At 71.2% G+C, this 23420-nt stretch carries 23 protein-coding genes and 1 riboswitch; of the genes, 9 read left to right on the top strand and 14 right to left on the bottom strand.

Annotated elements, in window-relative coordinates; translation table 11 throughout:
• Positions 1-126: 126 nt before the first annotated feature.
• Genes pyrF through pyrR form a run of 8 tightly spaced genes read right to left on the bottom strand, consistent with a single transcriptional unit; the run spans position 127 to position 9898 of the window.
• Positions 127-831 (bottom strand): orotidine-5'-phosphate decarboxylase, encoded by a 705-nt coding sequence (pyrF, locus tag Mth01_RS02140; RefSeq protein ID WP_204010343.1) that lies wholly within the window; start codon positions 829-831, stop codon positions 127-129.
• Positions 828-1802, bottom strand: a complete 975-nt coding sequence (locus Mth01_RS02135; protein WP_204010825.1) for a dihydroorotate dehydrogenase — start codon at positions 1800-1802, stop codon at positions 828-830. The genes pyrF and Mth01_RS02135 overlap by 4 nt, the downstream gene beginning before the upstream one ends.
• Positions 1803-1823: 21 nt before the next feature.
• A complete protein-coding gene (locus tag Mth01_RS02130) occupies positions 1824-2660 on the bottom strand; it encodes a dihydroorotate dehydrogenase electron transfer subunit (RefSeq protein WP_204010818.1) in 837 nt (278 codons plus the stop codon).
• A gap of 31 nt (positions 2661-2691) precedes the next feature.
• Entirely contained in the window at positions 2692-6000 is a 3309-nt protein-coding gene (gene carB / locus Mth01_RS02125; protein WP_204010341.1) for a carbamoyl-phosphate synthase large subunit, read from the bottom strand.
• Complete coding sequence (carA, locus tag Mth01_RS02120; protein WP_204010339.1) at positions 5993-7111, bottom strand: glutamine-hydrolyzing carbamoyl-phosphate synthase small subunit; 1119 nt, start codon at positions 7109-7111, stop codon at positions 5993-5995. Before carA ends, carB begins: the two co-directional genes overlap by 8 nt.
• On the bottom strand, positions 7108-8409 hold the full coding sequence (locus Mth01_RS02115) for a dihydroorotase (RefSeq protein WP_204010330.1): 1302 nt from the start codon (positions 8407-8409) through the stop codon (positions 7108-7110). The genes carA and Mth01_RS02115 overlap by 4 nt, the downstream gene beginning before the upstream one ends.
• On the bottom strand, positions 8406-9341 hold the full coding sequence (locus Mth01_RS02110; RefSeq protein ID WP_204010328.1) for an aspartate carbamoyltransferase catalytic subunit: 936 nt from the start codon (positions 9339-9341) through the stop codon (positions 8406-8408). Before Mth01_RS02110 ends, Mth01_RS02115 begins: the two co-directional genes overlap by 4 nt.
• Positions 9338-9898, bottom strand: coding sequence for a bifunctional pyr operon transcriptional regulator/uracil phosphoribosyltransferase PyrR (pyrR, locus tag Mth01_RS02105; protein WP_204010325.1), 561 nt, complete (start codon positions 9896-9898; stop codon positions 9338-9340). Before pyrR ends, Mth01_RS02110 begins: the two co-directional genes overlap by 4 nt.
• A 340-nt stretch (positions 9899-10238) precedes the next feature.
• Between pyrR and bldD the strand changes: the two genes are divergently transcribed.
• Both bldD and Mth01_RS02095 read left to right on the top strand, forming a co-directional pair.
• A complete protein-coding gene (bldD, locus tag Mth01_RS02100) occupies positions 10239-10733 on the top strand; it encodes a transcriptional regulator BldD (RefSeq protein WP_055483594.1) in 495 nt (164 codons plus the stop codon).
• Positions 10734-10760: 27 nt separating this feature from the next.
• Complete coding sequence (locus tag Mth01_RS02095) at positions 10761-12017, top strand: arginine deiminase (RefSeq protein WP_204010322.1); 1257 nt, start codon at positions 10761-10763, stop codon at positions 12015-12017.
• Between the two features lie 31 nt (positions 12018-12048).
• Here Mth01_RS02095 and Mth01_RS02090 read toward each other — a convergent pair whose 3' ends face one another.
• Together Mth01_RS02090 and Mth01_RS02085 are read right to left on the bottom strand one after the other, a co-directional pair.
• Positions 12049-12471, bottom strand: coding sequence for an SAV_6107 family HEPN domain-containing protein (locus Mth01_RS02090; protein ID WP_204010319.1), 423 nt, complete (start codon positions 12469-12471; stop codon positions 12049-12051).
• Between the two features lie 221 nt (positions 12472-12692).
• Complete coding sequence (locus tag Mth01_RS02085; protein ID WP_204010316.1) at positions 12693-13499, bottom strand: L,D-transpeptidase family protein; 807 nt, start codon at positions 13497-13499, stop codon at positions 12693-12695.
• 88 nt (positions 13500-13587) lie between these two features.
• Between Mth01_RS02085 and Mth01_RS02080 the strand changes: the two genes are divergently transcribed.
• Both Mth01_RS02080 and Mth01_RS02075 read left to right on the top strand, forming a co-directional pair.
• Positions 13588-14067 (top strand): YbaK/EbsC family protein, encoded by a 480-nt coding sequence (locus tag Mth01_RS02080; protein ID WP_239089208.1) that lies wholly within the window; start codon positions 13588-13590, stop codon positions 14065-14067.
• 19 nt (positions 14068-14086) lie between these two features.
• Positions 14087-14650, top strand: a complete 564-nt coding sequence (locus Mth01_RS02075; RefSeq protein ID WP_204010313.1) for a GNAT family N-acetyltransferase — start codon at positions 14087-14089, stop codon at positions 14648-14650.
• Here the strand turns inward: Mth01_RS02075 and metF are convergent.
• The gene (gene metF, locus Mth01_RS02070; RefSeq protein WP_204010311.1) at positions 14599-15549 is read right to left on the bottom strand and encodes a methylenetetrahydrofolate reductase [NAD(P)H]; all 951 of its coding nucleotides are present in this window, start codon (positions 15547-15549) and stop codon (positions 14599-14601) included. The two genes, Mth01_RS02075 and metF, sit on opposite strands and share 52 nt — an antisense overlap.
• 53 nt (positions 15550-15602) lie before the next feature.
• Between metF and Mth01_RS02065 the strand changes: the two genes are divergently transcribed.
• Positions 15603-16670: a polyprenyl synthetase family protein gene (locus Mth01_RS02065; protein WP_204010308.1), complete on the top strand. Its 1068-nt coding sequence runs from the start codon at positions 15603-15605 to the stop codon at positions 16668-16670.
• Positions 16671-16686: 16 nt separating this feature from the next.
• Here Mth01_RS02065 and thiE read toward each other — a convergent pair whose 3' ends face one another.
• The 3 genes from thiE to Mth01_RS02050 are packed head-to-tail and all read right to left on the bottom strand — an operon-like array spanning position 16687 to position 18980.
• Positions 16687-17340 (bottom strand): thiamine phosphate synthase, encoded by a 654-nt coding sequence (gene thiE / locus Mth01_RS02060; RefSeq protein WP_204010305.1) that lies wholly within the window; start codon positions 17338-17340, stop codon positions 16687-16689.
• A 28-nt stretch (positions 17341-17368) separates the two neighbouring features.
• Positions 17369-17743: an Rv2175c family DNA-binding protein gene (locus tag Mth01_RS02055; RefSeq protein ID WP_204010302.1), complete on the bottom strand. Its 375-nt coding sequence runs from the start codon at positions 17741-17743 to the stop codon at positions 17369-17371.
• Between the two features lie 43 nt (positions 17744-17786).
• Positions 17787-18980, bottom strand: coding sequence for an NAD(P)/FAD-dependent oxidoreductase (locus Mth01_RS02050; protein WP_204010300.1), 1194 nt, complete (start codon positions 18978-18980; stop codon positions 17787-17789).
• A 79-nt stretch (positions 18981-19059) separates the two neighbouring features.
• A riboswitch (TPP riboswitch) is annotated at positions 19060-19173 on the top strand.
• Here Mth01_RS02050 and thiO point away from each other — a divergent pair.
• The 4 genes from thiO (at position 19164) to pknB (ending at position 23367) form a co-directional block, all read left to right on the top strand.
• Positions 19164-20279, top strand: coding sequence for a glycine oxidase ThiO (gene thiO, locus Mth01_RS02045; protein WP_308440764.1), 1116 nt, complete (start codon positions 19164-19166; stop codon positions 20277-20279). (Overlaps the previous riboswitch by 10 nt.)
• 38 nt (positions 20280-20317) lie before the next feature.
• Entirely contained in the window at positions 20318-20518 is a 201-nt protein-coding gene (thiS, locus tag Mth01_RS02040) for a sulfur carrier protein ThiS (protein ID WP_204010298.1), read from the top strand.
• Complete coding sequence (locus Mth01_RS02035; protein WP_407695910.1) at positions 20515-21285, top strand: thiazole synthase; 771 nt, start codon at positions 20515-20517, stop codon at positions 21283-21285. The genes thiS and Mth01_RS02035 overlap by 4 nt, the downstream gene beginning before the upstream one ends.
• A 111-nt stretch (positions 21286-21396) precedes the next feature.
• Positions 21397-23367, top strand: a complete 1971-nt coding sequence (gene pknB, locus Mth01_RS02030; RefSeq protein WP_204010293.1) for a Stk1 family PASTA domain-containing Ser/Thr kinase — start codon at positions 21397-21399, stop codon at positions 23365-23367.
• Positions 23368-23420 lie beyond the last annotated feature (53 nt).

Below are 23420 nucleotides of genomic sequence, written 5' to 3'. Positions count from 1 at the left end.
ACCTCGAATTTCTGTCGATGTACTCGGACGGGAGGGGAAACTAGCTGGTCTTGGGCCGGTACGGCAACGTGAAAGGCTGTTTCTCCGGCCACAAAATTGATACTACTACTATCCGTAATCGAAAAGTCACTCTTTGTCCGTCATCCGGCGCAACGTTGCGGCGATCGAGGCGGCGGCGGCGCCCGGATCAGGGGCACCCGTGATCGGCCGCCCGATCACCAGAAGATCGGCCCCGTTTGCGATCGCGTCCTCCGGAGTCGCTACTCTTGCTTGATCCTGAGCGTCGGCGCCGGCGGGCCGCACACCCGGGGTGATGAGCGTGATCCCGGGGCCGACCTCCGCCCGCAGCGCGGCGACCTCGCGCGGCGAGCAGACGAGGGCCTGGGCGCCCGCGCCCACGGCCACAGCGGCCATACGGCGCACCGCGTCGTCGGGGGGTCCCTGAATGCCGATCTCGCGCAGATCGGCGTCTGACAGCGACGTCAGCAGCGTCACGGCCGCGATCTGGGCGTCCGGGGCCGCCGCGACGGCCGCCTGGACCATCGCGGGCCCGCCGGCGGCGTGGACGGTGAGGATCGCGGGCTTGAGCCGGGCGACCGCGCGGGCGGCCGCCGCCACGGTGTTGGGGATGTCATGGAGCTTGAGATCCAGGAAGACGCGCACGCCGCTGGCGCCGCGCACCGACGCGATCACGTCGGGGCCGTAGCGGAGGTACAGCTCCAGCCCCACCTTCACCGTGGAGACGTGCGGCGTCACCAGGCCCGCCCAGCGAGCGGCGGTTTCCAGGTCGGGCGCGTCGAGGGCGACGGCGATGGGAGCGGGCGTGGTCACAGGGAACTCTCCTCCAGATCGGTTCTGCCGCGGGGTCCCGTCCCCGCGGGGCGGTGGGCCAGGCCGACGGCGTCGGCCAGCCGGTCGAAGCCGCGCTCGGTGAGGAGCTCCTCCAGCTCTCTCAGGATGCGCGGGCAGGCGTACGGGTCGTGGAACGTCGCGGTGCCCACGGCGACGGCGCAGGCGCCCGCCAGAATGAGCTCCAGGGCGTCCCTGCCGGTCGTCACGCCGCCCATGCCGATGATCGGCACCCCGGGCAGGGCCGCGTGCGCCTGCCACACGCAGCGCACCGCCAGGGGCCGTACGGCAGGGCCTGACAGGCCGCCCGCGCCGGCCGCGAGCGTCGGCCGCATGGCGTCCACGTCGATGCTCATCCCGGCCGGCGTGTTGATCATGGCGAGGGCGTCGGCGCCGCCGTCCACGCACGACCGCGCGACCGCCACGATGTCGGCGACGTCGGGGGACAGCTTGGCGATCACCGGCACGTCGTACCTGATCGCGGCCCGCACCGAGGCCACGACCTCGGCGGCGGCCGAGCCGTCGCGGGCGAACATCCTGCCGCGGTCCTCGACATTGGGGCACGACAGGTTGACCTCGACGGCGGTGATCCCGGGCGCGTCGGCGAGCCGCCGCGACAGCGCGGTGAACTCGGCCACCGTGCCGCCGCCGACGGACACGATCGTGCGGGCACCCCGCTCGGCCAGCCAGGGCAGCTCACGCTCCAGGAACGCCTCCACTCCCGGCCCCTGCAGGCCCACGGCGTTCAACAGCCCGGAGGGCGTCTCGGCCATCCGCGGGGTCGGCCGCCCGGCCCTGGGCGCCATCGTGATCGACCGGGTCACGAACGCGCCCAGCCGGGCGACGTCGAAGAACTGGGCGAGCTCCCGGCCCGTCCCCCCGCAGCCGGCGGCCGTCAGCACGGGGTTGGGCAGCTCCACGTGGGCCAGGTAGCTCCGGAGGTCGGCGCCTATGTCAGCTCACCTCGCCCGGACTCACACATTGCGCCCTCCGGGGGCGCCGAGGGCGTCGAACGGGATCGTCCCGACGTCGTCGAAGCGGACCCGCTCACCGCGGAACACCGGGCCCTCCACGCACGCGCGCAGCATCCGGGTCACGCCGTCCTCGCCGATCACGGGAACGACGCAGGTCATGCAGACGCCGATGCCGCAGGCCATGTGCTCCTCCACGGCCACCTGGACGGGGATGCCGAACTCGACGGCCACCGCGGTCACCCCGCGCAGCATCGCCATCGGGCCGCACGCGTAGACCACGTCGGCCCGGGCGTCGGCGATCACGCCGGGCAGCACGTCGGTCACCTTGCCGCGCATGCCGAGCGAGCCGTCCTCGGTGGTCAGCGTCGTCGTCTCGCCCATCCGGCGGGCCCGCAGCGCCCCGAAGACCCGCTCGGCGGTGGTGGCGCCGAGCACGAAGTCGATCCGGCAGCCGCGCGTCTGCAGGGCGTCGCCCAGGGCGAACAGCGAGGCCGAGCCGTACTCGCCGCCCACCAGGACGCACGTGCACGGGTCGCGGGGCAGCGGGAAGGGCCGCCCGAGCGGGCCGACGAGGTCGAGCGTGTCGCGCGCCTTGACCTCGGCCAGCCAGGCGGTTCCCGCGCCGCGCACGGCGAAGACCAGCTCCACCGTGCCACCGTAGTCCGGCTTGACGTCGTGCACGGTCAGGGCCCGGCGGGTGAGCATCGACGTGTCGCGCCCGCCGGCCGCGACCGTGACGAAGTGGCCGGGCCGGAACCGGTCGGCGATGCCGGGCGCGACGACAGTGAGCGCATGATAGGCGTCCACCCGGCGCGTGGTCAGCACCGTGCCCGTCATCTGTACCGGACTACCGGCCACTCCCCTGCTCCTACTCCCTCAGCCTCCTGGCGTGCTCCTGGAGCGACCGTACGCCCACATCCCCCCGGACGAAGTGCTGAATGCCCTGGACGGCGGCCGCCAGGCCCTGCACTGTCGTGACGCACGCGATGCCGCGCAGCACGGCGGCGGTCCGGATCTCGTACCCGTCCAGCCGCGGCCCGGACTGGCCGGGGCTGCCGAACGGGGTGTTCACGATGAGGTCCACCTCGCCGTCGAGGATCCGCTGGACGATGGTGGGCTCGCCGTCGGATCCGGTTCCGTCGCTGTGCTTTCGCACGATCTTGGCATGGACGCCGTTCCTGCGCAGCACCTCGGCCGTGCCCTCCGTGGCCAGGATCTCGAACCCGAGGTCGGCCAGCGCCTTCACCGGGAAGATCATGGCCCGCTTGTCCTTGTTCGCGACCGAGACGAAGGCCCGTCCCTTGGTCGGCAGCGTGCCGTAGGCGGCCGCCTGCGACTTGGCGAAGGCCGTGCCGAAGAACTCGTCGATGCCCATCACCTCACCGGTGGAGCGCATCTCCGGGCCGAGCACGATGTCCACCCCGCGGAACCGGTTGAACGGCAGCACCGCCTCCTTGACCGCGATCGGGGAGTCCAGCGGCAGCGTGCCGCCGTCGCCGTCGGCCGGCAGCATGCCCTCGGCGCGCAGCTCGGCGATCGTCGCGCCCAGCATCACCCGGGCCGCCGCCTTGGCCAGCGGCGTCGCCGTCGCCTTCGACACGAACGGCACGGTACGGCTCGCCCTGGGGTTGGCCTCCAGGACGTACAGCACGTTGGCGGCGAGGGCGTACTGGACGTTCAGCAGGCCCCGGACGCCGACCCCCCTGGCGATGGCCTCGGTGGCGGCGCGGATCCGCTTGATGTCGTGGCCGCCCAGCGTGATCGGGGGCAGGGCGCAGGCCGAGTCGCCGGAGTGGATGCCGGCCTCCTCGATGTGCTCCATCACGCCGCCGAGGTAGAGCTCCTCCCCGTCGAACAGCGCGTCCACGTCGATCTCGATGGCGTCGTCGAGGAAGCGGTCGATCAGCACCGGGTGCTCGACGCCGGTCCTGGCGGCGGCCCTGGCCATGTACGCGCTCAGCGTGTGGTCGTCGTACACGATGGCCATGCCGGTCCCGCCCAGGACGTAGGAGGGGCGGACCAGCACCGGGTAGCCGATCTCCGCCGCCACCTCGCGTGCCTCGTCCACGGTGTGGGCGGTGCCGTGCTTGGGCGCGGGCAGACCGGCCTCGGCCAGCACCCGGCCGAACGCGCCCCGGTCCTCCGCGAGGTGGATCGACTCCGGCGACGTGCCGACCACCGGCACGCCGGCGTCCTTGAGCGCCTGGGCCAGCCCGAGCGGCGTCTGCCCGCCGAGCTGGACGATCACCCCCGCGACCGGGCCGGTGGCCTGCTCGGCGTGGACGACCTCCAGGACGTCCTCCAGCGTGAGCGGCTCGAAGTAGAGCCGGTCGGAGGTGTCGTAGTCGGTCGAGACGGTCTCGGGGTTGCAGTTGACCATCACGGTCTCGTAGCCGGCCGCCGCCAGCTCGAACGACGCGTGCACGCACGCGTAGTCGAACTCGATGCCCTGCCCGATCCGGTTCGGCCCGCTGCCCAAGATGATCACCTTCGGGCGGTCGCCCCGCGGGACCTCGGTCTCCTCGTCATAGGTCGAGTAGAGGTACGGCGTGCGCGCGGCGAACTCCGCGGCGCAGGTGTCGACCGTGTGGTAGACCGGCCGCACGCCAGCGGCGTGCCGTCGCTCGCGAACCGCCGCCTCCCCCACGCCCAGGATCTCGGCGATCTGGGCGTCGCCGAAGCCGTACCGCTTGGCCCGTACCATCGCGGCGGTGTCCAGCGCGTCGAGCGAGCCGAGCCCGGCGATCGAGCGGGCGAGCTCGTCGATCGCGAAGAGCTGGTCCACGAACCAGGGGTCCATCGCGGTGGCCTCGCACAGCTGCTCCGGCGTGGCCCCGGCCCTGATCGCCTGCTGCATCGTGCGCAGCCGCCCGTCATGCGGGGTTCCGCAGGCTCTCAGCAGCTCCGACAGGTCGCCGGGATCCCCCGCCCACGCGAAGGACGTCTCCTTCTTCTCCAGCGATCTGAGGGCCTTCTGAAGGGCCTCTGGGAACGACCTGCCGATCGCCATCGCCTCGCCGACCGACTTCATGTGCGTGGTGAGCGTCTTGTCGGCCTCGGCGAACTTCTCGAACGCGAACCTGGGCACCTTGACGACCACGTAGTCGAGCGTCGGCTCGAACGAGGCCGGGGTCTCCCGGGTGATGTCGTTGGGGATCTCGTCGAGGGTGTACCCGACGGCGAGCTTCGCCGCGATCTTGGCGATCGGGAAGCCGGTGGCCTTCGACGCCAGCGCGGAGGAGCGCGACACCCGCGGGTTCATCTCGATGACGATCATCCGGCCGGTGGCCGGGTCGACCGCGAACTGGATGTTGCAGCCGCCGGTGTCGACCCCGACCTCGCGGATGACCGCGATGGCGACGTCGCGCATGTTCTGGTACTCGCGGTCGGTCAGCGTCATCGCCGGGGCCACGGTCACGCTGTCGCCGGTGTGCACGCCCATCGGATCGACGTTCTCGATCGAGCAGACGATCACCACGTTGTCGGCGCGGTCGCGCATGACCTCCAGCTCGTACTCCTTCCAGCCGAGGATCGACTCCTCCAGGAGCACCTCGGTGGTCGGGGACGCGTCCAGGCCCGCCCCGGCGATGCGGCGCAGATCCTCCTCGTCGTGGGCGAAGCCCGAGCCGGCGCCGCCCATCGTGAAGCTCGGCCGGACCACCAGCGGGTAGCCCAGCTCCGCCGCGGCCGACAGGCACTCGTCGATCGTGTGGCAGATCCGCGAGCGCGCCGACTCGGCGTTCAGGCCGCGCTCGTCGGCCACCTTGGCGACGATCTCCTTGAACCGCTCGCGGTTCTCCCCCGCCTGGATCGCGTCGAAGTTCGCGCCGATCAACTCGACGCCGTACCTGGCCAGCACGCCCGCCTCGTGCAGCGCGACCGCGGTGTTGAGCGCGGTCTGGCCGCCCAGCGTGGGCAGCAGCGCGTCCGGCCGCTCCGTTTCGATGATCTTCTCGACGATGTCCGGTGTGATCGGCTCGACGTAGGTCGCGTCGGCGAACTCCGGGTCCGTCATGATCGTGGCCGGGTTGCTGTTGACCAGGATCACGCGGAAGCCCTCGCTGCGCAACACGCGGCAGGCCTGGGTGCCCGAGTAGTCGAACTCGCAGGCCTGTCCGATCACGATCGGCCCGGAGCCGATCACCATGATCGACCTGATGTCCGTGCGCTTAGGCACCCTTCTTCTCCCCCATCAACTCGCAGAACTCGTCGAACAGGTACGCGGCGTCGTGCGGCCCGGCCGCCGCCTCCGGGTGGTACTGCACGCTGAAGGCGGGCCGCTCCAGCAGCCGCAGCCCCTCCACGCAGCCGTCGTTGAGGTTCACGTGGCTCACCTCGGCGGGGCCGTACGGCGTGTCGAACGGCCCGTCCGGCGGGGCCTGTACCGCGAAGCCGTGGTTGTGCGCGGAGATCTCCACCTTGCCGGTCCGCATGTCCTTGACCGGCTGGTTCACCCCGCGATGGCCGTACCGCAGCTTGTAGGTGCCCAGGCCGAGCGCCCGGCCGAAGATCTGGTTGCCGAAACAGATGCCGAAGAACGGCACTCCGGCCTCCAGCACGCCGCGCAGCGCCTCGACGGGCCTGTCGGCGGTCGCCGGGTCGCCCGGGCCGTTGGAGAAGAACACGCCGTCGGGGTTCAGCGCCAGGATGTCGGCCGCGGTGGCCCACCCGGGCAGGATGTGCACGTCGCAGCCGCGTTCGGCCAGCCGTTGCGGCGTCATCGCCTTGATGCCGAGGTCGATCGCCGCCACGGTGAACCGCCGGTCCCCGGTCGCCGGCACGACGTACGGTTCGCGTGTGGAGACCTCCTCGGACAGGTCGGCCCCGGCCATGCCGGGCGAGCGCCGCACCCGCTCCACCAAGTCCTCGACCGGCGCGAGGGCCGTACCGGAGAAGACCCCGGCGCGCATCGCGCCGCGCTCGCGCAGGTGGCGGGTGAGCGCACGGGTGCCGGGCATGGCGATGCCGACCACGCCCTGGTCGCGCAGGTAGTCCTCCAGCGAACCGTGCGAGCGCCAGCTCGACGCGAGGCGGGCCGGTTCGCGCACGACGTAGCCGGCGACCCAGACCTTGCGCGACTCGGGGTCCTCCAGGTTGACGCCGGTGTTGCCGATGTGCGGCGCGGTCATCGCGACGATCTGCCGGTGGTAGGAGGGGTCGGTGAGCGTCTCCTGGTAGCCGGACATGCCGGTGTTGAAGACCATCTCGCCGAACGTCTCCCCCACGGCGCCGTACGGGGTTCCCTCGAAGACGCGGCCGTCCTCGAGCACGAGCAGAGCTGTCGTCATACAAGCTTCCCTTCGAGAACGGTTGGGCGGCCGCGGAGGAACGTGGCCACGACGCCGCCGGGCAGCGTCATGCCCTCGTACGGCGTGTTACGGCTCCTTGAGGTCATCGCCGTGGGATCCACCCGCGTGCGGGTGGCCGGGTCGTAAAGGGTGATGTTGGCCGGGGCGCCGGCCTCGATCGGGCGGCCGTGCCCGGCCAGCCTGCCGATCCGCGCGGGCCGGGCCGACATGCGGTCGGCCACGCCCGCCCAGTCGAGCAGGCCGGTCTCGACCATGGCCTCCTGCACGACGGACAGGGCGGTCTCCAGTCCGATCATGCCCATGGCCGCCGCGGCCCACTCGGTCTCCTTGTCCTCGGCCGGGTGGGGGGCGTGGTCGGTCGCGACGCAGTCGATCGTGCCGTCGGCCAGCGCCTCGCGCAGCGCCCGCACATCCTCGGCGGTGCGCAGCGGCGGGTTCACCTTGTAGATCGGGTTGTACGGCCCGAGCGGCGAGCTCTCGGCGCACGCGTCGGTGAGCAGCAGGTGATGCGGGGTGACCTCGGCCGTGACGTCCCAGCCCTTCGACTTGGCCCAGCGGATGATCTCCACTGAGCCGGCCGTCGAGACGTGGCACACGTGCAGCCGGGAGCCGACGTGCGCGGCGAGCAGGCAGTCACGGGCGATGATCGCCTCCTCGGCGACCGCCGGCCAGCCGGTCAGGCCGAGCCTGGCCGACACCTCGCCCTCGTTGAGCTGGGCGCCCTCGGTCAGGCGGGGCTCCTGGGCGTGCTGGGCCACGACGCCGTCGAACGCCTTGACGTACTCCAGCGCCCGCCGCATCAGCACCGCGTCCGACACGCACCTGCCGTCGTCGGAGAAGACGCGGACACGGGCGGCCGACTCGGCCATCGCGCCGAGCTCGGCGAGCTGGCGGCCCTCCAGGCCCGAGGTGACCGCGCCGACCGGCTGGACGTCGCAGTGCCCGTAGGTCCGCCCGAGGTGCCAGACCTGCTCGACCACGCCGGCCGTGTCGGCGACCGGGGAGGTGTTGGCCATCGCGTGGACGGCCGTGAAGCCGCCGCGGGCCGCCGCCTGGGTGCCGGTCTCGACGGTCTCGGCGTCCTCCCGGCCGGGCTCGCGCAGGTGCGTGTGCAGGTCGACCAGGCCGGGCAGGGCGATCAGGCCGTCGGCGTCGACGACCTGGCCGTCCCGGTCGCCGAGCCGCTCGCCGACCTCCGTGATCATGCCGTCGCCGATGAGGATGTCGCGCGGCGCCCCGCCCAGGATGCGGGCGCCCTTGATGAGGATGGTGGTCACTCGGTCCCTCCGATCGCGGGCTCGGAACCGCCCAGCAGCAGATAGAGGACGGCCATGCGGACGGTCACGCCGTTGCCGACCTGCTCCACGATGGTCGAGCGCGCGGAGTCCGCGACCTCGGCCGAGATCTCCATGCCGCGGTTCATCGGCCCGGGATGCATGACGATCGCGTCGTCGTGCAGCCGGGCGAAGCGGTCGCGGTCGAGGCCGTATCGGCGGCTGTACTCCCGGGCGGAGGGGAAGTAGGCCGCGTTCATCCGCTCGAGCTGCACGCGCAGCATCATCACCACGTCCGACTTCGGCAGCACGGCGTCGAGGTCGTAGGCGACCTGGCAGGGCCAGGAGTCGACCGCCACCGGCAGCAGGGTCGGCGGCGCGACCAGGGTGACCTCGGCGCCGAGCGTGTGCAGCAGCGCGACGTTGGAGCGGGCCACCCGGCTGTGCAGCACGTCGCCCACGATGGCCACCTTGAGGCCCTCCAGCCTGCCCAGCCTGCGGCGCATGCTGAACGCGTCCAGCAGCGCCTGGGTCGGGTGCTCATGGGTGCCGTCGCCGGCGTTCACCACGCTGCCGCGCACCCAGCCCGCCAGCCGGTGCGGCGCGCCGGAGGCGCCGTGCCGGATGACCACCGCGTCGGCGCCCATGGCCTCCAGGGTGAGCGCGGTGTCCTTGAGCGACTCGCCCTTGGAGACACTCGATCCCTTGGCGGAGAAGTTGATGACATCGGCCGACAGGCGCTTGGCCGCCGCCTCGAAGGAGATGCGGGTGCGGGTGGAGTCCTCGAAGAAGAGGTTGACCACGGTGCGGCCGCGCAGCGTCGGCAGCTTCTTGATGGATCGTTCCGAGACCCTCGCCAGCTCCTCGGCGGTGTCGAGGATGAGCAGCGCGTCCTCACGGGTGAGGTCCGCCGCCGAGATCAGATGCTGCTTCATCGCGCATCTCCCTTGATGAGCAGTACGGCGTCGCGCCCGTCCGTCTCCTCCAGGTAGACCTTGACCTTCTCGCTCTTGGAGGTCGGCAGGTTCTTGCCCACGTAGTCGGCGCGGATGGGCAGCTCCCGGTGGCCCCGGTCGACGAGGGTGGCGAGCTGGACGGCCCTGGGCCGGCCCACGTCGTTGAGCGCGTCGAGCGCCGCGCGGACCGTCCTGCCGGAGTAGAGGACGTCGTCGACCAGGACGACCGTCCTGCCGTCGACCCCGTCCGGGGGCAGGTCGGTGCGGCCCAGCGGGCGGGCGGGCCGCAGACGCAGGTCGTCGCGGTACATGGTGATGTCGATGGCCCCGACGGGGACCTTGACGCCTTCGAACTGCGCGATGCGCTCGGCGAGGCGATACGCCAGCGTCGCGCCGCGAGTGGGGATCCCCAGCAGGACGACGTTCTCGGCGCCCTTGGTGCGTTCGAGGATCTCGTGTGCGATCCGGGTCAGCGCCCGGTGGATGTCCGGCCCCTCAAGCACGGCACGTGCTTGGTTTCGGGCGACTTCAGGCACGCGAAAATCACCACCTTTCCCGCCTCACAGGACGAGTCTTAAAGGGTTTCTGGCCGTGCAAGCGTATCAGCAGGCCTCATGCACCCTACGGGGAGCGTCGGGGTGGTCGTGCGAGCGCACGCCGCACACTCTTTGACGTTCTTTTTGCCAATCTGCTTGACCTTTCGGAGGGACAGCTTTACCGTCACTGTCCGTAACCACAACTCGCGACCTTCCTGGGTAAAACCCGACGCAGCGGTCACCGAAGGTACCTAGCGGGGCACCAACCCCGGTGTTCGGAACGCTTAGGACAAGGACGCACAATCAAGTGAGAACAGACATAGAAAGCCGGGGGCCGACGATGCCGTCTGACTACGCCAAGTCGCTGGGCGCACGCCTGCGCGCCATCCGCACGCAGCAGGGGCTGTCCCTGCACGGTGTCGAGGAGAAGTCCCGCGGCCGGTGGAAGGCCGTGGTCGTGGGCTCCTACGAGCGTGGCGACCGTGCGGTGACCGTGCAGAAGCTGGCCGAGCTCGCCGATTTCTACGGTGTGCCGGTGTCGGAACTCCTGCCCGGCGGGGCCGCGCCGAGTCCGCTCGCGCCCGCTCCGAAGCTTGTCATCGACCTGGAGCGGCTGGCTCAGCTCCCCAAGGACAAGGCCGGTCCGCTCGCCCGCTACGCGGCCACGATCCAGAGCCAGCGCGGCGACTACAACGGCAAGGTGCTGTCCATCCGCCAGGAGGACCTGCGCTCGCTCGCGGTGATCTACGACAGGTCGCCGGTCGAGCTGACCGAGGAGTTCATCAACTGGGGGGTGCTCGACGCGGAGGCCCGCCGCGCCGTCGAGTCCTTCTGACTGGATTCCTGACCTATTTTGGGGGACATGCAGAAAACGACGTCGTTCTATGTCGGTTCCGAGGTCGGCAAGCTGCGGCAGGTACTGGTCCACATCCCCGAGCCGGCGCTGAAGCGGCTCACCCCCACCAACAAGGACGCACTGCTGTTCGACGACGTGCTGTGGGTCCACCGCGCGCTGGAGGAGCACCAGGAGTGGTGCGAGGTGCTCTCCGCGCGCGGTGTCCGGGTCCACACCCTCGGCGAGATGATCGAGCAGACGATCGCGATCCCCGAGGCCAGGAAGCACATCCTCGACGGCAGCGTCGACGAGCACTGGGTCGGCCCGGTTGCCGCCGACGCCATCCGCGGCGCGCTCGACACCCTGGACGGCCGGGTGCTCGCGCCGTACCTGACCGGGGGCATCACCAAGCGCGAGATCATGGAGCTGGGCTGCGACCCGAAATCCATCGCCTTCCACACCCTCGGCATGGACGACTTCGTCCTCCCGCCACTGCCCAACCACCTGTACGCCAGGGACGCCTCGTGCTGGGTGTACGACGGGGTGTCCATCAACGCGATGCGGAAGAAGGCCCGCAGGCGGGAGACCCTCAACTACGAGGCGGTCTACCGGTGGCACCCGCTGTTCGCCCGAGGTTACGACAGGCCGGAGGACGGCGGTTATCACGTCTGGTCACCGGGCACGCCGATGGCCCCGGCCACCATCGAGGGCGGCGACGTCCTGGTGATCGGCCGTGGCGCCGTGCTCGTCGGGATGAGCGAGCGGACCCAGCCGCAGGCGGTCGAAACGCTCGCGATGAACCTGTTCAGATCCGGCTCGGCGACCAGGATCGTGGCGCTCGACCTGCCGAAGGCCCGGGCCTTCATGCACCTGGACACCGTGATGACCCAGGTCGACGTCGGGAAGTTCGTGAAGTACGCCGGGCTCGGCATGCTGCCGTCGTACACGATCGAGCCGGGTGACAACGACAAGGAGCTCAAGGTCACCGACCACGCCCCCGAGGACATGCATCGGGCCATCGCACGCGCCATCGGCCTGGACGACGTCGAGATCCTGACCCCGGCCCAGGACGCGCACGCGGCCGAGCGTGAGCAGTGGGACGACGGCTGCAACGTGCTGGCGTTGGAGCCCGGAGTGGTGGTCGCCTACGAGCGGAACACCACCACCAACAACTACCTGCGCAGGCACGGGATCGAGGTCATCACGATCCGCGGCAACGAACTCGGTCGCGGCCGGGGCGGGCCCCGGTGCATGAGCTGCCCGCTGGAGCGGGACGCCGTCTGACAGTCCCGCCGACCGGCACGCCCGGGCCGGCCTACCCCGCCATCGGGAGGGATGGCCGGCCCGGCAGGCCGAGGATCGATTCGACCTCGCCGACGAACCTGTCGGCCTCGACGATGAGCTCCTCCGCGTCCGTCGGGGTCACCGCCCGGACCAGGCCGGCCTCGGCCGCCGCGCGCTTGGTGGCGCTGACCGCGAAGTACGCCGCCCAGTCGGCGAGCTGCGGCTCGACCTCCGGCAGTAGCTCCCAGGCGCTGCGCAGCCGCCGCCTCCGCCCGTCGGTGGGCCTCGGCCGGGCCGCCAGGATCCCGGCGGCCGCCCGCAGGGCCGCGAGGTGAGCCGAAACGTACCTGCTCGCGGGCGTGGGCGCGGCGGTCGCGTCCGCCAGGCGCGCCCTGGCATCCGCGAGGTGCGCCAGGACAGTCTGCGAAACCCGTGGCCCGTTCCGTTCAGTCATGCCCGCCTCCTCGAGTCGTGGCACTCCGGCGGTCTTCGCCGGTGACCTCACGGTCGCAGATCACACCGACAAAAATTCCGCCCGCGGGTGGCCGGACGAGGAGCTTCCCCTCTCCCCCTCCGGCCCAGGTCCCACAACATCGAACATAAATTCGACCCCGTTCGCTGTCAAGATTGTCAGCGAACGGGGTTTCGAAACAGTGGCGGAACAGACAGGAGGAATCAGCGGTGGAACCTGCCCCGCACGTGGACGGGGACACCGGTGCCCAGCAGGCCCGGCAGGATCTCGGCCACCGGCATCGGCAGCCGCACGCAACCGTGCGAAGCCGGATGCAGCGGAACCGACAGCGCTCCGTGCAGGGCGATGCCGCCGTTGAAGAAGATCGGGTTGTACAGCTGTCCCAGGTAGGACCGGTGCCAGCCGCTCACCCGCCAGGTCGTCCGGTAGTCGCCGGTCGGCGTGGTGGCGCTGCCGCTGAACCTCTGCCGCTTGCCGTTCCACGTCGCGTACTCGACGTACGGGATCCCGCTGCCACTGGAGGCATGGCTGATCACCTTCGGCTCGCCGTCCCGGTAGAGCACCACGATCTGCTGGGTGAGGTTCACCTCGACGCGGTTCGGCCTGCCCTTCGGGACCAGCACCTTGGGCGCCTTCGGATTCTCCAGCGCCGCCCAGGTCCGGCTCGCCACCGTGCTGGTCGGCTTGATGCCCTGTACCTTCTGGAACGCCCAGACGGCCATCATCGTGGCACCGCCGTACCTGCCGTCGATCTTTCCGGGCACGTACCCGAGCTCGGTGAGCCGGGTCTGTAACGCCTTGACCTCGGCGCCCTTGGCACCGAGTTTGAGCGTCATGTGCGGCGCCGTCTCCTGCAGCGCCGTCTGTTGCGATGCCGTCTCCTGCAGCGCCGTCTGCTGTGATGCCGGCGCGGTCCGCGCCTGCGCGGGACCGGCCACACCGCCCGCCGCGAACGTCACGGCTCCGGCCGTGACCAGCGCGGCGGCGGCCAGCCGCCGTGGACCCCCCATGGTCAACCCAGCCTCTCAATATTCCCAAGTAAGGACCAAAGGACCTTATAGCGTACGAGTTTCTCGACAACCTGTTTAGAGTGGCCGGGTGTCAGAAAAGTTGCATCCGAACGCCGCCCGCGTGGCGGAGGCCCTCCGCTCCCACGGCGTGGCGGGCCAGGTCAAGGTCCTCGACGAGGCGGCGCCCACGGCGGCCACCGCCGCCGCCCAACTCGGCTGCGAGATCGGGGCGATCGCCAACAGCCTCATCTTCGACGCCGACGGATCCCCCCTGCTCGTGCTGACCAGCGGCGCCCATCGCGTGGACACCGCTGCGATCGCCGAACTGGTCGGAGCGCGGAAGGTACGGCGGGCCACCCCGGAGTTCGTCCGCGAGCACACGGGGCAGCCCATCGGCGGAGTCGCCCCGGTCGGACATCCCGCCCCGATCCGGACGCTGGTGGACAACTGGCTGAGCAAGCATGACGTGGTGTGGGCCGCGGGAGGTCACCCGCACACGGTCTTCCCCACGACCTTCGACGAACTGGCCAGAATCACCGGCGGAACGCCCGCCGAGGTGGCGCGTTAGCTTTGCTAGTCTCCAGAAAGTGATCCAACTGCGGCGCGTCGGGCCGGACCAGTTCACGGAAGTGCTGGGCACGGTGCTGGCCATCTACACGGCGGCCATGCACCCGCCGTCAGACCAACTGACCGGGCGCATGGCCATCATGCGCAACCACGCCACCTACCCGGACTTCGTATGCCTGCTCGCCGAGGTCTCCGAGGATCGGGAGATCGTGGGATTCGCCTACGGCTTCCACGGCGCCGACGGGCAGTGGTGGCACGACGTGGTCCGACGGGGCCTGCGTGATCACGCCGGACCCGAGGCCTGTGAAGACTGGCTGGGCGACGCTCTGGAACTCGCGGAGATCCACGTCCACCCCGACTACCAGGGCAGGGGCATCGGCCGCCGGCTGATCCACACCATCTGCGCGGGCCGCCCGGAGCGCACCGCCGTGCTGTCGACCCACGACGCCCCCACGGCGGCCCGCCATCTCTACCGGGACGTCGGCTTCGTCGACCTCATTCCGGGGTTCGAGTTCCCCGGCGGATACGAGAACTACGTCATCGCCGGAGCCCGGCTCCCGCTGCCGGCGGCGCCGACCGGCTGAAGCGCCTGGAACACCTCGCGCGTCGCGCTCGACCTGTTGAACGTGATGAAGTGGATGCCGGGAGCCCCCTCGTCGAGCAGTTTCCGGCACAGCTCCACGGCGTGCTCGATGCCGAGGCGGCGGACGGCCGCGGGGTCGTCGGCGACGGCCTCGAACCTCGCCGCGACCTCAGGCGGGAACGGCGCGCCCGACAACTGCTCGGAGCGGGCGATCGTGCTCATCTGGGTGACGGGCATGATCCCGGGGATGATCGGCGTGTCGCAGCCGTGGGCGGCGACCCGGTCGCGTAGCCGGAAGTAGTCGTCGGCGCGGAAGAACATCTGCGTGATCGCGTAGTCGGCGCCCGCCCGGCATTTCTGTACGAAGAACTCGGTGTCCGACTCGATGGTCGCCGACCGGGGGTGCTTGTACGGGAATGCCGCCACACCGACGCAGAAGTCGCCCGCCTGGCGGATGAGCCTGACCAGATCCTCCGCGTAGCCGACCCCCTCTGGGTGCTTCTCCCACTCGTCCAGCGGGTCACGGCCCGGCGGATCGCCTCGTAGAGCCAGCATGTTCCGCACGCCTGCGTCGGCGAACCTGCCGACCAGGTGACGAAGCTCACGGACCGAATGATTCACGGCGGTGAAGTGCGCCACCGGCGTGAGCGTGGTCTCGTGCGTGAGGCGCTCGACGATGTCCACCGTGCGGTCGCGGCTGCCGCCGCCGGCGCCGTACGTCACCGACACGAACGTCGGCCGCAGCGCCTCCAACTCCCGGATCGCCCGCCACAGCTGGCGCTCGCCCTCGTCCGTCTTCGGGGGGAAGAACTCGAAGGAGAACGACCGCTCCCCCGCCGCGAGCAGGTCACGGACCGTGGGGACGCGATCGGGGAGCCGAGAGGGCAGACCGAGAGCCATGGGACCAAGGGTACAGGGATGACATTCGATCAACGGCGGTTAGGCTCGTGAGCATGACCCCTTCCGCAGCACCGCTCGACCACGTACGGCACGAGGTGGACCGCTCGATCCGGGAGTTCCTGGACCGGCAGCGCCCGCTGTTCGACGACCCGCAACTGGCCGTCCTGCTGTCCACCGCCGAGGGCTTCCTCACCGGCGGCAAGCGGCTGCGCCCCGCCTTCTGCTACTGGGGCTGGCGGGCGGCGGGCGGCGGCGAGGAGCCGGGGATGCACATGGCGGCCGCGTCGCTGGAGCTGCTGCAGGCCAGCGCGCTCATCCATGACGACGTGATGGACGCCAGCGACGTGCGCAGGGGGATGCCGGCGGTGCACCGCCGGTTCGAGCAGGTGCACGCCGACTCCGGCTGGCACGGCTCGGCCGGGCAGTTCGGCGAGGGCGTGGCCGTGCTCCTCGGCAACCTGCTGCTCGTGTGGGCGGGCGAGATGTGGCGGACCAGCGGCCTGCCGGCCGAGGCGCTGGCCGTCGCCCAGCCGGTCCACGACCACATGCTCACCGAGCTCATGTGCGGGCAGTACCTCGACCTGCTGGAGCAGGCCCAGGGGGAGAGCACGTTCGAGGGCGCGCTGCGGGTCGCCCTCTACAAGAGCGGGAAATACTCGGTCGAGCAGCCGCTGCGGCTGGGGCTGGTGCTCGCCGCGCGGGCACGGCACGACTGGATCGACCGGCTCTGCGCGCAGTACGGCACGCAGATCGGCATCGCCTTCCAGCTCCGCGACGACGTCCTCGGCGTCTTCGGCGACCCCGCCGAGACCGGCAAACCCGCCGGGGACGACCTGCGCGAGGGCAAGCGGACCATGCTCATCGCCCGGGCCCTCGCCGAGGCGTCGGACGTGCAGGCGCAGGCCGTACGGAGCCTGCTCGGCGACCCGGACCTCGACGCGCGGGGCGTCGAACGGCTCAGGTCGGTCATCGAGGACACCGGCGCCCTCGCGGCGTGCGAAGGCATGATCAAGCGCTACCTCGACGACGCGCTGCACGCGCTGGAGCAGGCCCCGATCGACGAGACGGCTCGTACGGCACTGGCCGCCCTGGCCGTCGCCGCCACCACCCGGCGCACCTGACATGGCCTGAAGCAGCCTAAAGCGGAACGCCATCCAGCCGGGTCCGGAACTCGGCGGCCGCCGCCCCGGGGTCGTCGGCCTCCGTGATCGCCCGGACGACCACGACGCGGCGGGCGCCGTACGCCATGACCTCGCCGAGGGTGCCCAGGTCGATGCCGCCGATGCCGAACCACGGCCGTGCCGTGCCGAGGCCGGCGGCGTGCTCGAGCAGCGCGGGACCGGGGGCCGGCCGCCCCGGCTTGGTGGGCGTCGGCCAGGTCGGGCCGCAGCAGAAGTAGTCCACCCCCGGCTCGTCCGCGGCGGCCGAAGCCTCCGCGGCCGAGTGGGTCGACCTGCCGATCAGCACCTCCGGCCCGAGGATGTCCCGGGCGATCGGCACCGGCAGGTCGTCCTGGCCGAGGTGGAGGATGTCCGGCCGGGCGGCGTGTGCGACGTCCGCCCGGTCGTTCACCGCGAGCAGCGCGCCATGCCGGTCGCACGCGTCGCGGAAGACCTCGAGCAGGGCGAGCTCCTCACGCGCCTCCAGGCCCTTCTCCCTGAGCTGGACGATGTCCACCCCGCCGGCCAGGACCGCGTCGAGGAAACTCTCCAGGTCGCCGCGGTCCCGCCTGCCGTCGGTACAGAGATAGAGCCTGGCCTGCGCGAGGCGCTGTCGCCGGATGTCGTTCATCCGACCAACAATGCCATGAGGCCGGCGGTCAGAATCCCAGTGCCTGGGCCCTGCGCTTGACCTCGGTGTGCCGGCCCGCTCTGATGGCGTCGATCGGCGACCCGGGAAGCGAGTCGTCCGGGGTGAACAGCCAGCGGATCGACTCGACCGAGTCATACCCGGCGTCGGCCAGGACGGTCAGCGTGCCGGGGAGCCCCTTCAGCACGTCGCCCGCGGCGACGAACACCGCCGGGACCTGTGGCTCGCCGCCGCCCCTGCGGACGCCGACGAGTTTCTTGTCTTTGAGGAGTTGCTTGGCGCGGCCGATGGTGAGCCCCAGGCTCTTGGCGGCCTCGGAGAGGGGGAGCCATTCCCCCACGAGCTGGTCGGTTTCCGGGTCGATCTGTGCAACAGTAAGTGTCACGAAACCACCATTACCACAGCCGAGCGGCCGCGAAACACCTTGTTCAGGCCATGATGCAGTCGCGAAGCGAAACGGCCGGGTCCGCCAGCTTGACCAGGTCGAGCCGACGGCCCCCTTCGATGATGCGGCGGCCCTGGACCACGTCGCGCGGCCGGTCCACCGTGAGGAGGGCCGTGAGCCTGTCCTCCCTGGTCAGCCAGCACACCGTCCATTTCGCGTCGGTGCGCGGGTCGCCGCGCCACAGCGGCCGTACGGCCGGCCCCTGCCGTCCGCCGGACGGGTGCCCGGCGAACTGGACCATGCGGCCGAACTGCTCGGACCAGAAGTACGGCACGGGGTCGTAAACCGCCTCCTCCCCCAGCAGCGTGGCAGCCGCGGTGTCGGGGGCGCCGAGCGCGGTGTCCCAGTGCTCGACCCGAAGCCGCCGGCGGAACCGGCGCGACCACCAGTTCGCGCAGTCGCCGACCGCCACCACGCCGGGCAGCGTCGTCTTCAGGTGCTCGTCGACGAGCACGCCGTCGTCCAGTTCGACGCCCGATCCCTTCAGCCACTCGACGGCGGGCCGCACTCCGACACCGGTCACCACCACGTCCGCCTCGACCCGGGCGCCCGACATGAGCGTGACGCCGCCGGGGTCGACCGTGCCGACAATCGCGCCGAGCCGCAACTCCACGCCCGCCTCGGCGTACCAGGGGATGGTGCGGCCCCCGACGTCCGGGCCGAGCGCGGCCGCGAGCGGCGTCTCGCCGGCCTCGATCACGGTCACCGCGCAGCCCGCCCGGGCCGCGGCGGTCGCGACCTCGGCGCCGATCCAGCCGCCGCCGATCACCGCCACCCGGGCCCCGGAGACCAGCCGCTCGCGCAGCGCGATCGCGTCGTCGATGGTGCGCAGCACGTGCTGGCGGCCCTCCCCGCGCAGCCGGATCGGGGTGGCGCCGGTGGCGATGACAAGGCCGTCGTAGTCCACCTCGCCCTCGGTCGTCTCCACCACGCCGTCGCGCAGGCCCTTGGCCGCCGTGCCGAGGCACAGCCGTACGTCCAGGGCGTCCAGGTCGGAGTCGACCACCGTGGAGTCGGTCTCGCCGAGCAGCACCGCCTTGGACAGCGGCGGCCTGTCATACGGGCGATGCCGTTCCTGGCCGATCAGCGTGATCCGCCCGGCGTACCCCTGGGCGCGCAGTGCCTCGATGCTCCGTACGCCGGCCAGGCCGGCCCCCACCACCACGACGTGATCCACATCTTGACCATAGATTGTCAACCCGCGCGCACGCCAATGCCGATCCGGTAACGAGTTCGGCAAATGCTAGGCTTGAAGCCGTAAGACGCGCGGGAGCCCGGCCGTTCCGGGCTGAGAGGAGAGCGGAAGGCTCTCGACCGCCAGACGACCTGATCCGGGTAATGCCGGCGAAGGGAGCGGGCAGTGCCTGAGCTGATGACCACGCCGGATGTGATCGTGGTGGGCGGCGGCATCGTCGGACTGTCGGTCGCCTGGCGTACGGCACGGCGGGGGTTGTCCGTCGCCGTGGTGGACCCCGACCCGGGCGGCGGCGCCACGCACGCGTCGGCCGGAATGCTGGCGCCGGTCAGCGAGGTCACCTACACCGAGGAGCCGGTGCTGCGGCTCGGCCTCGCCTCGCTGGCGCTGTGGCCGTCGTTCCGCGACGAGCTGGAGGGCGACAGCGGCGTCGATCTCGACTACCGGACCGACGGCACCCTGAAAATCGCCTACGACGCCGACGACATGGCCTACCTGGACGAGCTGGCGGCCTTCGAGCGGACGCTCGGCCTGCGGGTGGAACGGCTGACCGGGCGGGAGTGCCGGAGGCTGGAGCCGATGCTCGCGCCGTCGATCCGCGGCGGCATGCTCGCCGAGGACGACGCCTGGGTGAACCCCCGCCTGGTGACGCGTGCCCTGCGCACCGCGCTGGACAGGGCCGGCGCCGCTGTGGTGGCCGATCGCGCCGTCGCGCTCACCGCGCGGGGCGTACGGCTGGCCTCCGATGGGGTCGTCGCCGCGCCGCGCGTCGTCGTCGCGGCCGGCCCGTGGTCGCCGGAGCTGCTGCCCGGGCTGCCCGTACGACCCGTCAAGGGGCAGATCCTGCGGCTGCGCGGGCCCGGGGGGTTTCTCACGAGGTGCGTGCGCGGGCTGGTGCACGGGTCGCCCGCCTACCTGGTCCCGCGCGGTGACGGCGAGATCACGCTCGGCGCGACCATGGAGGAGCTGGGCTTCGACGGCCGGGTGACGGCCGGCGGGGTGTATGAGCTGCTGCGCGACGCCCACGAGCTGGTCCCCGGGCTGACCGAGATGGAACTGGCCGAGACGACCGTGGGCTTCCGCCCGGGGACCCCGGACAATCTGCCGCTCATCGGGCCCTTTGACGTGCCCGGAGAGGCCGACGTTCTCGCGGCGACCGGTCACCATCGGAACGGCGTCCTGCTCACCCCGATCACGGCGGAGGCCGTCGCGGCCTTCCTGACCGGCGAAGCGGTGCCGGAGGTCGTGAAGTCCTGCGATCCCGGGAGGTTCCCTGAATGAGGTCCGCTGAATGAGGTCCGCCGAATGAGGGTCATCGGATGAAGGTCATCGTCAACGGGGTCGAGACCGCGCTGGACGACGAGGCGACCGTGAGCGTCGCCGTAGGCACCCTGACCGGGCAGACGGCGGGTGTCGCGGTGGCGTTGAACGGCGAGGTGGTGAGCCGGAGCGCGTGGTCGTCGACGCGGCTGTCCTCCGGTGATCAGGTCGAGGTGCTGACGGCGGTGCAGGGAGGTTGACGGCGGTGATCGACGACGTGTTCGTCCTGGGCGGGGAGAAGTTCTCCTCGCGGTTGATCATGGGTACGGGCGGCGCGCCCTCACTGGAGGTGCTCGACCAGGCGTTGGAGGCCTCCGGGACCGAGCTGACCACGGTCGCGATGCGACGGCTCGACCCCACGACGCGGGGATCGGTGCTCGACGTGCTGCGCGCCCGGGGCATCAAGGTCCTGCCGAACACGGCGGGCTGCTACACCGCCGGGGAGGCCGTGCTGACCGCCCGGCTGGCCAGGGAGGCCCTGGAGACCGACTGGGTGAAGCTGGAGGTCATCGCCGACGAGCGGACGCTGTTGCCCGACCCGATCGAGACGTTCGACGCGGCCGAACGGCTGGTCGCCGACGGGTTCACGGTGCTTCCGTACATCGGCGACGACCCGGCGCTGGCGCGGCGGCTGGAGCAGGCCGGTTGCGCCGCGGTGATGCCGCTCGGCGCGCCGATCGGCTCCGGCCTCGGCATCCGCAACCCCCACAACATCGAACTGATCGTGGAGGCGGCGGGCGTCCCGGTGATCCTGGACGCGGGCATCGGCACGGCCAGCGACGCCGCGCTCGCGATGGAGCTGGGCTGCGACGCCGTACTGCTGGCCAGCGCGGTGACCCGGGCCCAGCGGCCCGACCTGATGGCCGCGGCGATGCGCTCGGCCGTCACGGCGGGACGGCAGGCCCGCCTCGCCGGGCGCATCCCGCGGCGGCGGTACGCCGAGGCCTCCTCCCCCGCCGTGTCGTAGTGGCCCTGCCGCCCGGAAAGGGTAAGGAACGGACAGCGAACGGTTAGGGATAGGTCTCGTTTTGGGATTCGGGCACCCTGCGGGTGGCAAAACACCCGTAAACTCTGGCGGGTGGACACGACGCTAAGCGATCCGCTCATCGGGCAGCTGCTCGACGGGCGCTACCGCGTCGAGTCCCGGATCGCCCGGGGCGGCATGGCCTCCGTCTATCTGGCCCTGGACGTCCGGCTCGAGCGCACGGTGGCCGTCAAGGTGATGCACCGCTCGCTCGCCGAGGACCCCCAGTTCGTCCGGCGCTTCATCGGCGAGGCCAAGTCGGTGGCCGGGCTGTCGCACCCCAACATCGTGCAGGTCTTCGACCAGGGCACCGACGGTGCCAACGTCTATCTGTCGATGGAGTACGTCCCCGGCCGGACGCTCCGCGATGTGCTGAGTGAGCGCGGGCGGCTGCCGGCCCGCGAGGCCCTGGAGATGGTCATCCCGGTCCTGGCCGCGCTCGGCTCGGCCCACCAGGCCGGGCTCATCCACCGGGACGTCAAGCCGGAGAACGTGCTGCTGGCCGACGACGGCCGGGTGAAGGTCGTCGACTTCGGCCTGGCCCGCGCCATCGAGGCCACCAACCAGACCAAGACCGGCATGATGATCGGCACCATCGGGTACATGTCGCCCGAGCAGGTGACCACGGGCCAGGCCGACGCGCGCAGCGACGTGTACGGCGTGGGCATCATGCTGTTCGAGCTGCTCACCGGGCGGCAGCCGTACGAGGGCGAGTCGCCGATGTCGGTCGCCTACCAGCACGTCCACGACAGCGTCCCCGCGCCCTCGTCGATCGCGACGGACGTGCCGCCGTCGCTCGACGCGCTCGTCGGGGCGGCCACCGACAGGGACCCGGCCAGGCGCCCGGCGGACGCCAACGCCATGCTGATCGCCGCGGTCGAGACGCACCGCGGGCTGCCGCGGACGGGTCAGACCGGTCAGCACACGGCCCCGCACGGGGTGCGCCACATCGGTCAGCATGCGGGTGCGCATTCTTCGGGCGGCTTCCAGGCGCCTCCCCCGCTGGTCTATGTCGGGGAAGGCGCCGGAGGCGGCGGCGCCGGCCACACGATGATCCAGCCGCGGTCGGAACTGCCGACCGACGCGGGCAGATCGGCCGGTCGGGCCGGCTTCCTGCGGCGCCGGTCCAACTGGTTCGTCATCGGCCTGGCCCTGGTGATGGTCGCCGGGATAGCGTTCAGCGGCTGGTGGTTCTCACAGAGTCGTACGATCACGGTGCCCGACCTGGTCGGCCAGAACATCGTGCTGGCCAGGCAGGCGGCGCTGAAGGACGGCTTCGAGGTGAAGGTCGGCAAGGCCAGGTTCGACGACAAGGTGGAGAAGGACAACGTCCTCGACACCGAGCCGGGCCCGGGAGCGGAGGTCACCAAGGGGTCGGTGCTGACGCTGATCCCGTCGGCCGGACCGGAGACCATCGCGGTGCCCGACGTCGCCAACCTCAGCGAGGCGGAGGCCCGGGCGAAGATCGCCGAGGTGGGGCTGACCATCGGCCGGGTGAGCAAGAAGGAGAGCGACACGGTGCCCCGCGACCAGGTCGTCGGCACCAACCCGTCGGTGGGCAAGCGGGTCAAGAAGGGCGGCAACGTCAACCTGGTGATCAGCCTCGGTCTGCTCATGCCGGACGTCACCGACATGACCCGCGACAAGGCCGAGAGGTTCCTGCGTGACAGGGGCTTCAACGTCCAGATCGACGAGACGGCCAACGACGCCCAACCGGGCACGGTGATCGGGCAGGACCCCGCCGGCGGCACGCCGGTCGAGGCCGGGATCGAGGTCCGCCTGACGGTCTCCAAGGGGCCGGACAACGGCTGGCACTGGCCCTGGGACAACAACGACTCCGAGCCCCCCGGCGGGGTCGTCGTGGTCCCCGACGTCCGGTTCAAGGCGTTGAAGGACGCCACGCGCGAGCTGAGGGCGGCCGGCTTCAAGGTCAAGGCCCGCAAGCTGGTCGGCACCCGCCGCGTCATCCGGGAGAGCCCCAGCGGCCATCAACCCCCAGGCTCCACCATCACCATCTGGCACTGACCGGCATCCGCCGGCTGCGGCCGCAGTGTCAATCCCCTCCTGGGGCTCTCGCC

It is taken from the genome of Sphaerimonospora thailandensis, from assembly GCF_016863115.1.
In the GTDB taxonomy this organism is placed as follows: Bacteria; Actinomycetota; Actinomycetes; order Streptosporangiales; family Streptosporangiaceae; genus Sphaerimonospora; species Sphaerimonospora cavernae.
The sequence above is the reverse complement of the archived record's forward strand: the minus strand, read 5'-3'. Positions and strand labels throughout refer to the sequence as shown.